A 13,804-nucleotide genomic window follows, 5' to 3' on the forward strand; every position below is an offset into this window, starting at 1 on the left:
CATTGATGATTTTACGATGTTCTGCCCATGGACGTCCGGCACGTGGTATTGCTGGTTCAGCAGGCAGTAAAGACTGGATGATCATCCATGCTTCATCGGGAAGGTCGTAGCGAGCCATAGTTCAATATACTGTGGAAACACACGGTTACTATAACTCAGGCAATTAAGGGACACAGCCTAGTGCGCTGCGGCGCTACCGTGATGTTTTCGGAGGTCACCGAAGTACGCGATGCCATTCACCTTCTCACACCGCGCGCCGCGACCGAAAAAGTGGGTCGCCGTCTGCTTGAAGAGATGGACTGGTATGACAACTACCTGGATACCGGAAAAAACGATCGCAGCGCCAACCCGTCTCCGGGCAATAAAAAGGGTGGGCTGGCGAACGTGGTAGAAAAGGCGCTCGGCTCGATTGATAAATCAGGTCAAAGCACCATTTCCGAAGTGCTCTCTCCAGGGCAGCGTCCGACCAAACGCGGGTTGATTTATGTGTACTAGCTCAATGCCCGTACCGAGGAAACCTCAGCCAACCTGCAACAAACCGCCGCCGCAATCGAAGAAATTGCCTTTGCGGTACAGCAAAGTGCTGAAACGGCAATCCAAGCCACCAGTATGGCGGAAGCTGCCAGCCAGGCGGCGCAAAAAGGTGGAGATATCATGGGTGAAACCATCGGGATGATGAAATCCATCTCCAAGGCGAGCGATAAAGTCGTCGATATTATCGGCGTGATCGACAGCATTGCGTTTCAAACCAACATGCTGGCACTCAACGCCGCAGTAGAAGCCGCCAGAGCGGGTGTGCAAGGCCGCGGTTTTGCCGTAGTCGCTGCCGAAGTACGTAACCTAGCCCAACACTCTGCCTCAGCCGCCAAAGAGATCAAAACGCTGATCGATGCGAACGTCGAAAGCGTGGAGTCAGGCGGTAAAATGGTGGAAAACGCGGGCAAACACATTGCGGATATTGTCAGCGAAGTGCTGCAAGTCTCTACCATGATCAAAGAGATCAGCAACGCCACGCAAGAGCAGACGCAGGCGTTGGGGTTGATTAACCAATCCATCGCACAAATAGAAATCATGATCCAAAGCAATACCGAAATGGTAGTGCAATCAAACGATACGGCAGAAAGTTTGAACCGCCAGGCTCAACGGCTCACCAGCGCCATCAATGTGTATGGCAGTTGATTAATCCTCCTTTCAACGCACGATACGGCTGGGAATAAGGATAATTCCCTCGCCGTGCGTCCCGCGCAATGCCGATAGCCCCTTCCTGTGTTTCTCTCGGCACTGGCAAATAACACATATTGTTACATTTACTGTGAAAAACCTGATCCTATCGTTCTGTATTCCGACAAAATCCCTGTTAAGCTAGAGGGAATAAACGTCGATACTCTATAAGCACAACCAGTGCCGTAATGACAAGGAGAAAAAATGACCAGCATCAGCGCAGTGACGTCTGCCTCTGGCAGCAGCGCGAGCTCAGGGACCAGCAATGAGCAGCAAATTGCTCTTATTAATCAGCAGATTAAAACGCTAACGCAGCAGGCCAAATCGCTGGCTTCCTCCCTTGAGAAAGCCAGTACGGATGAAGAAAAGGCCAGTATTCAGGAGCAGCAGTTGGTTCAGGCGCAGATTCAAGCGCTTTAGGCCCAAATCTCCCGGTTGCAGAATGAGTCATCGGAGAGTAAACAGCAGCAGGCGGCATCCACGTCTACGGCTCAAGAGGAAGGCGTTAACAAGCCGACCGAAGAGAATAAAATCAACATCTACGTGCGGCTGCTTGAGCGGCGTCACCAACCCTTGCAGCCCTGCAATCTTTATGGTCAGCGTCAGTTGCATCAAATCGCCCAATCGCCCTGTGGGAAACGCATCCTTGCGGGCAAACTACAGCAAATACTCCTCAGGCAAATCGATCAGTACACGGCCCTGACACTTTCCAAATGGCATCTGCTGAGCGGCGATGGCGATCAAATCCTCTTTTTCCATCGGTTATGCTCCGAGCAGACGGATCATCTCAGCTTCATCAATCACCGGGATATTCAACTCTTGTGCTTTGGCCAGCTTGGAGCCCGCTGCTTCCCCGGCAATCACCATATCGGTTTTCTTGGACACGCTGCCGCTCACTTTCGCGCACAGCGCCGTCAGGCGATCCTTGGCTTCATCACGGGATAGCTGGCTCAACGACCCCGTCAGCACAATGGTCTTGCCGGCAAACGGGTTATCAAGCGTCGCAACATCCACCCCTTCGATGTCAGGCCAATGGATATTGATGCCCTCAGGATTGATAAGCTCGCGAATCACTTGCTGGTTGTGCGCTTCTTGCAGGAAATGGCGCACATGCTTCGCCACGATAGGCCCCACATCCGCCACTTCCAGCAGCGCTTCTTCATCCGCCGCTAGCAGGTTATCCAGGGTGGCAAAATGCTGTGCCAAGTTGCTTGCGGTCGCTTCCCCTACGTCACGGATACCCAACGCAAACAGGAAACGGGCAAAGGTGGTGGATTTGGCTTTTTCCAGCGCATTGACCAGATTCTGTGCCGATTTCGGCCCCATACGATCCAGTCCAGTCAGGATGCCAGCGGTAAGTTTGAACAGGTCGGCGGGGGTTTTGACGTACTCTTTTTCCACCAGTTGATCGATAACTTTGTCACCCATACCTTCCACATCCAGCGCACGACGGGAGACAAAGTGCTTTAACGCTTCCTTACGCTGTGCACCGCAGGTCAACCCGCCAGTGCAGCGCGTCACCGCCCCACCGTCAACGCGCTCCACCTCGGAGCCACACACCGGACATTGCTCAGGAAAGTCGATAGTACGCGCATCCGCAGGGCGTTCTGCTTCCACTACCCCAACGATCTGCGGAATAACATCGCCTGCACGACGCACGATAACGCGATCGCCGATCTTTATGCCGAGACGTTCAATCTCATCGCGGTTATGCAAGGTGGCATTACTCACCATAACCCCGGCAACTGCAACCTGCTCAAGGCGTGCCACCGGCGTAATGGCACCAGTGCGCCCTACCTGGAAATCAACGCCGTGCAGCCAGGTCAGTTGCTCCTGCGCCGGGAATTTAAAGGCCACCGCCCAGCGCGGCGCGCGCGCGACAAACCCGAGCCGCTCTTGCAATGCCAGGTCGTCAACTTTGACCACCACGCCGTCAATATCGAAGCCGAGCGTGGCGCGCTCTCGCTCCACCTGACGGTAAAATACCAGCACGTCTGCGCTACCAGTGCACAAACGAATACGATCGCTAACCGGCAGTCCCCAGGCTTTAAATTGATTCAGGCGTACCAGATGGCTGGCTGGCAAGGTTCCGCCTTCCAACAGGCCAACTCCATAGCAGAAGAACGTCAGGGGACGTTTAGCCGTAATGCGCGGATCGAGCTGACGCAACGACCCCGCCGCCGCATTGCGCGGATTGGCAAAAATCTTGGCACCGGTACGCCGCGCTTCATCATTCATCTTTTCAAAGCCACGGTGTTTCATAAACACTTCGCCACGCACTTCCACGCGCGCAGGGATGTTATCGCCGTGCAACCGCAGTGGAATGGCTCCGATGGTACGGATATTGGCGGTAATGTTTTCCCCTGTCGTGCCATCGCCGCGCGTGACGGCCTGCACCAGCAGGCCGTTTTCATACAACAGGCTTACCGCCAAACCATCGAGCTTCAGCTCACAACAGAAGGTTAGTTCCTCGCCGCTTTTCAAGCGATCCTGTACGCGTTTGTAAAACGCCAGATAGCTGTCATCATCGAATACGTTATCCAACGACAGCATCGGCACCTCATGACGCACGGACTCGAACGCCGACAGGGGGGCCGCGCCAACGCGCTGCGTGGGCGAATCTGGTGTAATCAGTTCAGGATGTTCCGCTTCGATCGCCTTGAGCTCATTCATCAGGCGGTCATATTCCACGTCAGGAATTTCCGGCGCATCTTCAACGTGATATTTATATTCGTGGTGGCGCAATTGCGCGTGCAGTTCGGCCACACGCGATGTCAGATGTTCAACTGTCACTGGAGGTTACCCGTACTCTTTTGGTTTATCGCTGCGTATTGGCTTTGATGGCATTAATAATGTTAGTGGTAGAACAGCCATCTTCAAAGTTCAGCACTTGGACGTCGCCGCCGTTGGCCCACACCTCTTTACTGCCTGCGATATCTTCCGGCTTGTAGTCACCACCTTTGACCAGAATATCCGGCAAAATGCCAGCAATCAGGCGCTGCGGGGTATCTTCTTCAAACGGCACTACCCAGTCCACCGCGCCGAGGGCACTTAACACTGCCGTACGTTGCGCTAGGGCATTGACCGGACGCGTGGGGCCTTTCAAGCGGCTGGTGGAGTCATCGCTGTTCACCGCCACAATCAAGCGATCGCCCAGCTTGCGTGCGTTCGCCAGATAAGAGACGTGACCAGCATGCAGAATATCGAATACGCCGTTGGTCATGACAATTTTTTCACCGCGCAGGCGCGCCTGCGTGACAGCCGCTTTCAGTTGCGCTTCATCCATCGCACCAAAACCGCTGTCAGCGCGACCACGAATGGCATTTTCCAGCTCGATAGGCGTGACGGTAGAGGTTCCCAGCTTACCCACTACCACACCCGCTGCGGCGTTCGCCAGGATACAGGCATCTTCCAGTGAATTTCCCGCCGCCAGCGCCGCTGCCAATACTCCAATCACGGTATCGCCCGCACCGGTCACATCGTAGACTTCCTGCGCCTGTGTCGGCAGATTCAGCGGCCCTTTGCTCGGCTGAAGCAGCGTCATGCCCTGTTCAGAACGGGTGATCAGCAGTGCGGAAAGGTCAAAATCGGCAATCATTTTCTCGCCGCGCGCTACCAGTTCTTCTTCGGTTTTGCTGCGTCCGGCAACCGCTTCGAACTCGGACAGGTTCGGGGTCAGCAAGGTGGCACCGCGATAGCGAGCGAAATCGGTCCCTTTCGGGTCAATCAGGACTGGCACGCCCGCCGCATTGGCGGTTTGGATCATCGCCTGCACATGAGCCAGAGCGCCCTTCGCGTAGTCTGACAGTACCAGCGTGCCGATTTTTGGCAGCGCCTGCGCAATGCGTTCCAACATCGGCTGCGGATCAACACCGTCAAAGACTTCTTCGAAATCCAGGCGAATCAACTGCTGGTTGCGCGACAGCACACGCAGTTTGGTAATAGTAGGGTGCGTCGGGACGGAAACAAAATCGCACTTGACGTTCACATCGCTCAGTTTGGCGCTCAGCTCGCGTGCGGCATCATCGATGCCAGTCAGCCCGACCAGACGGGAGCTGGCACCCAGCGCCGCAATGTTCATGGCCACGTTGGCCGCACCGCCGGGACGTTCATCAATGGTATCGACTTTGACTACCGGTACAGGCGCTTCTGGCGAAATACGGCTGGTAGGACCGTACCAGTAGCGATCCAGCATCACGTCCCCTACCACCAGCACGCCAGCCTGACGAAAATCAGGTAATGAAACTTTCATGCACCTACTCCAAGATGTTTTTTGTCATACAGTTGGCCGCGATAATAGCACAGCCCCCGCAGCCCTTCGAAACAACATTCGTTGCCTACTGCGCCCCGGCACCCAGCCATTTCTCCCAGCTGGTTTTCACCTGTTGACGCTCGCTCAAAAAACTTTCAGCGCTTACACGCGCCGACTGTTCCTGCAACGCCAGATGATGCAACGCATCGCGCAGGGTAATGTACGCCAACGTCAAAGCCCGCGCTTCTTCCTCGTCCATCACGCCACACTGGGCCATCAATTCCAGAATGCGCACATTATCAGACCAGCGCGTCAGACGTGGCTCCTGTGCCGCATAACGCAGTACCAGATACTGCACGATAAATTCAATATCGGTGATACCACCCTCATCGGTTTTCAGATCAAACAGCGCGGGGTCTTTATTGGCCAAATGCTGACGCATCTTCTCACGCATTTCGCGCACTTCCGCACGCAGCGTCTCCTGCTCGCGTTCCTGACATAAAACCTGACGCCGTATCGCCTCAAACTGCGCCTGTACGCCACGCTCACCATAGACCATACGCGCGCGCACCAGCGCCTGATGCTCCCAGGTCCAGGCTTCATGCTGTTGATAATCGCCGAAAGCACCGACGGTGCTGACCAGCATTCCCGCCGCCCCAGATGGGCGCAGGCGGGCATCGACCTCGTACAGAATACCCGAGGAGGTACGCGTGCTGAACAGGTGCATCACACGCTGCGCCAGACGGAGATAGAACTGGCGGCCATCAATACTGCGCTCACCGTCGGTTACCACCTCATCCGGGCAGTCCAGCAGGAACACCAGATCGAGATCGGAGCTGTAGCCCAATTCCCAACCGCCCAACTTGCCATAACCAATCACCGCAAAACCGCGCCCTTCGCGCTGGTGCAAGTGCGTCGGTTGCCCATAACGCGCCACCATCTGCGTCCAGGCTTGCTGCACCACGGCAGCAATGATGGCTTCTGCCAGATAAGTTAAGTGATCACTCACTTTCATCACTGGCAGCACGCCCGCGATGTCGCCAGCGGCAATGCGCAACTGCTGAGCCTGTTTGAACTGCCGTACGGCTTCCAGTTGCTGCTCTTCGTCTTCCTCAGGCACACGCATCAGGTATTGGCGCAATTCATCGTGATAGGCTTCCGGCGCCAGCGGGTGGTAGAGCGTCGCCGGATCGAGCAGTTCATCCAGCAGCAGCGGATAACGCGCCAGCTGGCTTGCCACCATCGGTGAGGCAGCACACAGACGGACCAATTGAATCAACGCAGGGCGCGACTCCAGCAGCAGTTCCAGATAGGTGGTGCGCGTCACGACACCGAGCAACAACGGCGTCAGGCGCGGCAAAATAAGCTCAGCCTGCTGGTGAGCACACACTTCGGCCAGCAGCAGCGGCATAAGATGATCGAGCACGTCACGCCCGCGTGGGCCAATGGTACGTTTAACCAAATCATGACGAAAATCCGTAATGGCGCGCAGTAGCTCGTTACGTGCCCCTTCGCTGAGGTGAGGCATTAACGCCCCCATATCCACCTCATCGGGCGCGTCCAGCCATACGCTGTTGTAACCGCTGCACTCCGGCGCATCCTGCACGTCCTGTGCATCATCGCCAATCAGGTCATTAAACACCCGGCGCACCGCCAGCACATGGTTTTGTAAGGCATCATTTAACGTTTCCCAGCCATCAAACCCCATGCCCCACGCCAGACGCTGCTGATTCAGCGCTTCTTGAGGCAAAGTTTGCGTCTGCTCATCAGCAATCGCTTGCAACAGGTTTTCCAGCCGCCGTAAAAACAGATAGGCATTGCTCAGTTCGTCCACCTGCTGCGGCGAGAGCAGGCCCAGACTACCGGTGTGCTGCAACGTCGGCAGCAGTTCCCGGCCTTGCAACCCCGGCTCACGTCCACCGCGAATCAGTTGGAAAACCTGGGTGATAAACTCAATTTCGCGAATACCACCCTCGCCCAGCTTGATGTTGTTACGCAGATCGCGCCTCCGTACTTCGCGGGCAATCATGCTCTTCATGTTACGCAGCGATTGGATCACACTGAAATCGATATAGCTGCGGAACACAAACGGACGCAGCAGCGCGCGCAGTTCCTGACTGTAGGCATCTTCCATACCGCCCATCAAACGCGCTTTCACCATCGCGTAGCGTTCCCAATCGCGCCCCTGCTCCTGATAATACTCCTCCATCGCAGCAAAGCTGAGCACCAACGGACCGCTGTCGCCAAACGGGCGTAAACGCATATCGACACGGTAGACAAAACCGTCCACTGTCATCTGATCCAGCGCTTTGATCAGGCGCTGCCCCAGCCGGGTAAAGAATTGCGCATTATCCAATTCGCGCCGTCCCCCGCGCGTTTGACCGTTTTCCGGATAGACAAATATCAGGTCGACATCAGAGGAGAAGTTCAGTTCACCGCCCCCCAGCTTGCCCATGCCCAATATCAGCAGCGGCTGCGGCTCCCCTTGCGCATTACAGGGCATGCCCCACTCGCGGCAGCAGGCGTCATAGAGCCAGCCGCGCGCCGCCACAATCAATGTTTCAGCCAATTCGCTCAGTTGGCGCAGCGTTTGTGGCGTGGTACTGGTGGCGAGTGATTGCGACCAGGCAATACGTACCAGCATCCGGCGACGAAACTCACGCAGCACGCGCATCAGCGTCGCCTCATCGCTCACCGCCTCCAGCGCTTGTGCCAACCATTGCCCGTAATGCTGCCACTCCTCCGGCTGCGTCGGTTGCTGGTGCAATGCCTCCCACCAATCGGGATAGCGTGCCAGCGCCTCGCTGACAAAGTCACTGGAGGCCAGCACCGCCAGATCCTCTGGCGCGATGGATGCAGGGAGCGTCATGCTCTCCTGCAGGAGGGATAACACACGCTGCGCCTGCTCCGTCAGCAGCGGCGGCAACGCAGAGGAGAATGGCGAATTAGACATGGCAACTTCCTGATAATCCAGGCACTCCGGGAAACAATAATACGTTACACGCTGGCGCTGCTTAACCAGTACGGCGTTTGTTCCACCGCATGACGACGGGTATTTTCCAGCACGCTGTCCACGCCCGAAGCAGGAAGATGCTTGATACCGTGCTCTACCGTACGCCACTGCTCGATAAAGGATTCGACGGTGGTTTCCGTATAGGCGCTGGAGAGCAGCAGGAACGCATTGATGTTGCGTTGCAAACGCGCCAACTGCTGCTGGTAGTGCTCCGCATCCATCGGGTGACTAAATACGGAGCGCAATTCCGCCATAGCGCGATCCAGCATCACGTCACAAAAGCGTTTATACGAGCCCATTAGGCGCATACGGCTTTTGTTATCCATATGTTCACGCCGGCTGTTGTTAACCAACCATGAGGTGAACACTAACTTACTGTTCAGATAGTTGGAGTCATAACACACTTTCTCGGCATCTGTTTCACGTGCGACCTGCTCTTCCAGATGGGTGAGCGCCGCGCGGAACAGCGTGGTCACTTTGCGCGGTACCGCCCCCCCCCCCAGCACCAGCATTTCACGCATCAACGCACTGGCTTCCAGCAATTGTACGCGCGCCTTGCGTTCACCGCGAGCCCACAGCTCTTCATGATATTGCCAGTGGGCCAACGCATGCTCTAGCGCAGCGCCAATCGCATGATCGATGGTGCTCTTTGCAGGCAGCGTCAACATACGTAGCGCCCGACATTCGCGCGGCACCGCACCTTGAGCCAGATTATAACCGCGGGCCGCTTTGCTCAGGCTGCCCTGGCGCATTCCCCCCCACTCCGCCAGCTCTTGCGACAGCGCCAGCAAATCATCGGTTTGCCCGGCTTTCAATTCCATCTCCAATTCCAAAATGGGCTCACTCAATTCACCAGCGGTGACTTCCCCCTGATCGAAGGCAATCTCAATCAAACTTTGGTGATAAGCGATAACCCACTGCTCACGCTGAAAATGGGTGCTAAACAGTGGATGCAGTGCCTGCGCAAGTGCTTCAACATCGCATTCTGGCGGCCAGACATCTGCGGGCAGCAACCGTATATCCAGAGTGGCATTCGCCAGCGGCACATTGTATTCAGGATGCTGATGCAGCCCGCCGATCACCGTACCCGCGGTTTTCAGCGTCATTTCGTGCCGGCCGTTTTCACCGCGCACACGCAGCCCCATACCGAACTGACGCAGCGTGTTATCCGCCGTTTCATAATAGGTGTTGCTAAGCAGTCGCCCTTCCAGATGCTCGCTGTGGCCGTAGTCAGTTTGCCAGGCCGTCAGTTTGCGCGGCAGCGTAGCCGCCATGTCCGGATGCACAATAAACTTCAGTTCTATCTCTTCACTCATCATCATTTCAATCTAAAAAACATGACCCTGCGGGTCGGATGCTGACAACCATTCATCAGCGACGGAAAATACGGATACTTGCTATATTACACCACCTTACCCCTAACATCTGCGGCAGAAAAAACCTACCGGGCAGCAATGACAGGTAATGCGGCGTGGGTAATAGGAGTGTTCTCATTTCGGTTTACCCATTGCCTCGTCAGACTTATGTCTCTACTATCACCCAACCATTCGCGCAAAATGATGAAATTATGAAGAAATTAGGCCTCGTTTGTTTCACCTTTGTCTGCCTCACACTGAGTTGTGCGAGTCACGCAGAAGATAAACGCTACATCTCCGATGAGCTGTCGACCTATATTCATACCGGCCCTGGCACCCAGTACCGCATCATTGGCACGCTCAATGCCGGTGAGGAAGTCACCGTGCTCAGCGTGAATGAAAATGCCGGCTATGCCCAAATTCGCGATAGCAAAGATCGCACCAGTTGGCTGCCACTCAATCAACTGAGTCAAACGCCCAGCCTGCGCCTGCGTGTGCCGGAACTGGAAAAGCAGGTCTCCGACCTCACCGCGCGGTTAGGCAATATCGTTCAGGAATGGAACCAGCGTACTGCAGATATGCAGCAAAAAGTGTCTGCCAGCGACAATATCATCACCGCTCTGCGTAACGAAAATCAGGATTTAAAAAATCAGCTGATTGTCGCGCAAAAGAAGGTCGATACAGCCAATGTGCAACTGGATGACAAGCAACGGGAAATCATTTTGCAATGGTTCCTGTACGGCGGTGGCGTGGCGGGCATCGGTCTTCTGATCGGTTTGCTGCTACCGCACCCGATCCCTAGCAGAAAGAAAAATGATCGCTGGATGCGCTAAGGCGTAAGCCACAGCACAAATCACATTGGCTTGCGGCATAGATTGTGGCAGGCCGATGGGTATGTAACTATTAACCTTATGTTAACGTAGTGCTCCCATCATCCTCGGCGCAGACCGGGAACCTCTTGCAGAAGGCATGCGTTTGGCCTGTAAGAGATTCCCGCTTACACGGGAATGATCGGATGAGTAAAGCTAGGAGTTTGTATTGAAGAGTTATCTGGTTGGCGGCGCAGTGCGGGACGCCTTACTCGATCTCCCAGTGTTAGAACGTGACTGGGTGGTGGTTGGTGCCACACCGGGACAGATGTTGGCGCTTGGCTACCAGCAGGTCGGGCGGGATTTTCCCGTCTTTTTGCACCCGGAAAGCAAAGAAGAGTACGCGCTGGCGCGTACTGAACGCAAATCTGGTAACGGCTATACCGGCTTTATTTGCAATGCCGCACCCGATGTTACGCTAGAAGCGGATCTGCTGCGGCGCGATCTGACCATCAACGCCATCGCCCAAACCGCAGAGGGTGATTTGGTTGATCCCTATCACGGCCGTTACGATCTGCAACAGCGTCTGCTGCGCCATGTCTCTCCGGCTTTTCAGGAAGATCCGCTACGCGTACTGCGCGTGGCGAGCTTTGCCGCGCGTTTTGCCCATCTCGGTTTTCACATCGCGGAGGAAACGCTGGCGCTGATGCAATTTATGACGCGCGAGGGCGAGTTGGCTTTTCTTACGCCCGAACGGGTGTGGAAAGAGACGGAAAAGGCGCTGGCAACCCGCTCGCCTCACGTCTATTTTCAGGTGCTGCGCGACTGCGGTGCGCTGGCGGTATTGTTTCCCGAAATCGACAATCTGTATGGCGTACCGGCCCCGGCACAATGGCACCCGGAAATCGACAGCGGCGTTCATACCCTGATGACCCTGATGATTGCCGCTCGCCTCACCCCCGAGATCGATGTACGCTTTGCCACGCTCTGCCACGATGTGGGAAAAGCGCTGACGCCGCCCGCGCTCTGGCCACGTCACCACGGACACGGCCCGGCGGGGGTGAAACTGGTGGAGCAACTGTGCCAGCGCTTACGTGTACCTAATGCGCTGCGCGACCTGGCTAAGCTGGTAGCGGAATATCATGACCTGGCGCATACCGTAACGGTATTGCAGCCCAAAACGCTGATGAAGCTGTTTGATGCGCTGGACGTGTGGCGCAAGCCGGAACGGCTGGAGAAGTTGGTGCTCACCAGTGAAGCGGATGCCCGTGGCCGCACCGGTTTTGAAGAATCCCCCTATCCGCAAGGCGACTACCTGCGCGAGGCCTTCACCGTTGCCTGCGCCGTCACCAGTGGCGCAGTCGTGGCCGACGGTTTTCAGGGTATCGGCGTGCGCGATGAGCTGCACCGGCGACGTATTGCTGAGCTTACCGCGTGGAAAGCGCAGAAAATTCCCGCTTCGACCCCGTAAGTGGCTTATTTCGTGCTACAGACCGCAATATAGTTAAGCTGGTGCCGGTAGCGGCGGAAGGTGCGAAACAGCCGAAGGAAGGTTGCGCGGTTTTCCACCTTCAACGCGTTGCGCACAATCTTTGCCGCGCCGCCCCAACCTTCATCGTAAATCATGCCAGACGGCGTTATCAACGTCATCGCGCCCTGCGCGTTCTCCACCTGGCTGAAACCACTTTCAAGAAACAGGTTGCGCCACCCCGCCAGCGTTAACGGCTGGACGTTGACATTGATTGCCGCGCGCATCTGCGCCGTGACATCACCCGAGGCCTGCGGCAGCAGCATTATGTCATGGGTCAGCAACCGCCCTCCGGGTTTTAGCACGCGTAAATATTCCTGAATCAGCGGGCGCTTGGCTTTGTCGGCGTACATGCTGAGCATCGCTTCGTTAATCACCACGTCAAAGTGGTTATCAGGGAACGGTAATGCCAAGGCATTCGCTTCCATCACCGTCACACGCCCTTCGACGCCAGCAGCCAGAATGTTGTGCCGTGCTTGCTGTAATGCCGCCTTGTCCATATCCACCCCGACGATAGCGCACCCATAACGCTGCGCCATCTCAATGGCGGTGGTGCCCATATTACACGCCACTTCCAGAACACGCGTCGATGGCGTTAGCGCGCCCTGCTGCATCAACCACTCGGTGGCCGCACGTCCGCCGGGGCGCAGGCGCTTTTTACCTAACCTCGCCAGAAATTTATGTCCCTCCAGTTTCTCTGACATGCTTACGTCCTCCTCGCGATTAACCTGCTCAGGTGCTTGCTGAAAATAAGCAAATGATTATTATTTCCTTTTGATGTCAGACACTGTAGAACCCCGTGAGTGAGGCACCAATGACGTTTGTCAAAATACCCCTACCGACTGAGGAACATTGCGAGGCGCTGTTTTCCCATCAGTGGCTACGCAACGAGCCTGAAGCGGTGGTGATCGCCTTACTGCGCGCATGCTGTCGTATCCGCTTTCAGGCAGGGGAAGTTCTGCTTCGCGAAGGGGATAAGATGCGCTACTGTCCGCTGGTGGAACAGGGTGAACTACAGGCGTTTCGCCATACCTATCAGGGGGATGACAAGGTCTTCGGGCAGTTTGTACGCGGCGAATGCGTGGCGCTCGCCGCCGTGTTTATGGAGCACGGCCGCTTCCCGATGAACATTCGGGCACTCAGCGCAGGACAGGCAATATTGATTCCGCGAGAGACGCTGCATCAGTTTTGTCTGCAACGGCCGACGCTGGCGCTGCAACTGCTGGGCAACCTCAGCCAGAAGCTTTACACCACCATCAACCAGATCGACTGGCTGACCTCCAGTTCGGCGGGCGAACGGTTGGCGGATTACCTGCTGCGTCTACATCGCTCCCAGCAAGATACCCAGCCAAACGCGCAAGTTCGACTACCGCTCAATCGCGGACAGTTGGCAACACAGTTGGGTATTCGCGCAGAAACCTTGAGCCGCCTGATGGCGGAGTGGCAGCGGCAGGGTTACATCACCTGCCGCGCCAGTTACATCACGTGTATTAGTCGCGACTAGATCTGACACTGGACCTTGAAAGGTTGAGAGTTACCGGTTTTGATATGGGTGTCTAATCCTTAAACAAAACGCGAGGTAACTCTCATGCTTCATACTAACAATCCCATTATCAAACACAAAGC

General features: G+C 55.9%; 9 protein-coding genes and 4 pseudogenes. 6 read left to right on the top strand and 7 right to left on the bottom strand.

The features are described 5' to 3' along the window. Window positions 1-118: pseudogene (locus QZ506_RS05830) on the bottom strand (IS5/IS1182 family transposase); the annotation flags it as partial. A gap of 59 nt (window positions 119-177) precedes the next feature. Here QZ506_RS05830 and garD point away from each other — a divergent pair. The 3 genes and pseudogenes from garD to QZ506_RS05845 all read left to right on the top strand — a co-directional run. After that, window positions 178-486 (top strand): annotated as a pseudogene (garD, locus tag QZ506_RS05835) (galactarate dehydratase); the annotation flags it as partial. Window positions 487-495: 9 nt separating this feature from the next. Next, window positions 496-1,179: pseudogene (locus QZ506_RS05840) on the top strand (methyl-accepting chemotaxis protein); the annotation flags it as partial. A 246-nt stretch (window positions 1,180-1,425) separates the two neighbouring features. Beyond that, window positions 1,426-1,641, top strand: coding sequence for a FlxA-like family protein (locus tag QZ506_RS05845; protein WP_291969700.1), 216 nt, complete (start codon window positions 1,426-1,428; stop codon window positions 1,639-1,641). Window positions 1,642-1,770: 129 nt separating this feature from the next. Here the strand turns inward: QZ506_RS05845 and QZ506_RS05850 are convergent. The 5 genes and pseudogenes from QZ506_RS05850 to QZ506_RS05870 form a co-directional block, all read right to left on the bottom strand. Next, window positions 1,771-1,980, bottom strand: a pseudogene (locus QZ506_RS05850) (DUF3820 family protein); the annotation flags it as partial. Window positions 1,981-1,983: 3 nt separating this feature from the next. Further along, window positions 1,984-4,014: an NAD-dependent DNA ligase LigA gene (gene ligA / locus QZ506_RS05855; protein WP_291969702.1), complete on the bottom strand. Its 2,031-nt coding sequence runs from the start codon at window positions 4,012-4,014 to the stop codon at window positions 1,984-1,986. Between the two features lie 25 nt (window positions 4,015-4,039). Further along, on the bottom strand, window positions 4,040-5,473 hold the full coding sequence (hldE, locus tag QZ506_RS05860; RefSeq protein WP_291969703.1) for a bifunctional D-glycero-beta-D-manno-heptose-7-phosphate kinase/D-glycero-beta-D-manno-heptose 1-phosphate adenylyltransferase HldE: 1,434 nt from the start codon (window positions 5,471-5,473) through the stop codon (window positions 4,040-4,042). 85 nt (window positions 5,474-5,558) lie between these two features. Further along, window positions 5,559-8,426, bottom strand: coding sequence for a bifunctional [glutamate--ammonia ligase]-adenylyl-L-tyrosine phosphorylase/[glutamate--ammonia-ligase] adenylyltransferase (gene glnE, locus QZ506_RS05865; protein ID WP_291969705.1), 2,868 nt, complete (start codon window positions 8,424-8,426; stop codon window positions 5,559-5,561). A gap of 44 nt (window positions 8,427-8,470) precedes the next feature. Continuing rightward, window positions 8,471-9,802: an inorganic triphosphatase gene (locus QZ506_RS05870; RefSeq protein ID WP_291969707.1), complete on the bottom strand. Its 1,332-nt coding sequence runs from the start codon at window positions 9,800-9,802 to the stop codon at window positions 8,471-8,473. Between the two features lie 251 nt (window positions 9,803-10,053). Between QZ506_RS05870 and QZ506_RS05875 the strand changes: the two genes are divergently transcribed. After that, window positions 10,054-10,674 carry a TIGR04211 family SH3 domain-containing protein gene (locus QZ506_RS05875; RefSeq protein WP_291969709.1) on the top strand — a complete coding sequence of 207 codons (621 nt, stop codon included), beginning with the start codon at window positions 10,054-10,056 and terminating at the stop codon, window positions 10,672-10,674. Window positions 10,675-10,879: 205 nt separating this feature from the next. After that, a complete protein-coding gene (locus tag QZ506_RS05880) occupies window positions 10,880-12,121 on the top strand; it encodes a multifunctional CCA addition/repair protein (RefSeq protein ID WP_291969711.1) in 1,242 nt (413 codons plus the stop codon). Between the two features lie 5 nt (window positions 12,122-12,126). Here QZ506_RS05880 and QZ506_RS05885 read toward each other — a convergent pair whose 3' ends face one another. Beyond that, window positions 12,127-12,882 carry a class I SAM-dependent methyltransferase gene (locus QZ506_RS05885; protein WP_291969713.1) on the bottom strand — a complete coding sequence of 252 codons (756 nt, stop codon included), beginning with the start codon at window positions 12,880-12,882 and terminating at the stop codon, window positions 12,127-12,129. A gap of 95 nt (window positions 12,883-12,977) precedes the next feature. On the opposite strand from QZ506_RS05885, the gene QZ506_RS05890 reads away from it, so the two are divergent. After that, entirely contained in the window at window positions 12,978-13,682 is a 705-nt protein-coding gene (locus tag QZ506_RS05890; protein WP_291969715.1) for a Crp/Fnr family transcriptional regulator, read from the top strand. The last annotated feature ends 122 nt before the right edge of the window (window positions 13,683-13,804 follow it).

The sequence above is a fragment of the Candidatus Symbiopectobacterium sp. genome, assembly GCF_020054415.1.
GTDB lineage: Bacteria > Pseudomonadota > Gammaproteobacteria > Enterobacterales > Enterobacteriaceae > Symbiopectobacterium.

What these genes read in the sequence shown, in the direction of transcription:
- QZ506_RS05845 (WP_291969700.1), top strand. Translation starts at nt 1,426, where the DNA reads ATGACCAGCATCAGCGCAGTGACGTCTGCCTCTGGCAGCAGCGCGAGC.
- hldE (WP_291969703.1), bottom strand. Translation starts at nt 5,473, where the DNA reads ATGAAAGTTTCATTACCTGATTTTCGTCAGGCTGGCGTGCTGGTGGTA.
- glnE (WP_291969705.1), bottom strand. Translation starts at nt 8,426, where the DNA reads ATGTCTAATTCGCCATTCTCCTCTGCGTTGCCGCCGCTGCTGACGGAG.
- QZ506_RS05870 (WP_291969707.1), bottom strand. Translation starts at nt 9,802, where the DNA reads ATGAGTGAAGAGATAGAACTGAAGTTTATTGTGCATCCGGACATGGCG.
- QZ506_RS05875 (WP_291969709.1), top strand. Translation starts at nt 10,054, where the DNA reads ATGAAGAAATTAGGCCTCGTTTGTTTCACCTTTGTCTGCCTCACACTG.
- QZ506_RS05885 (WP_291969713.1), bottom strand. Translation starts at nt 12,882, where the DNA reads ATGTCAGAGAAACTGGAGGGACATAAATTTCTGGCGAGGTTAGGTAAA.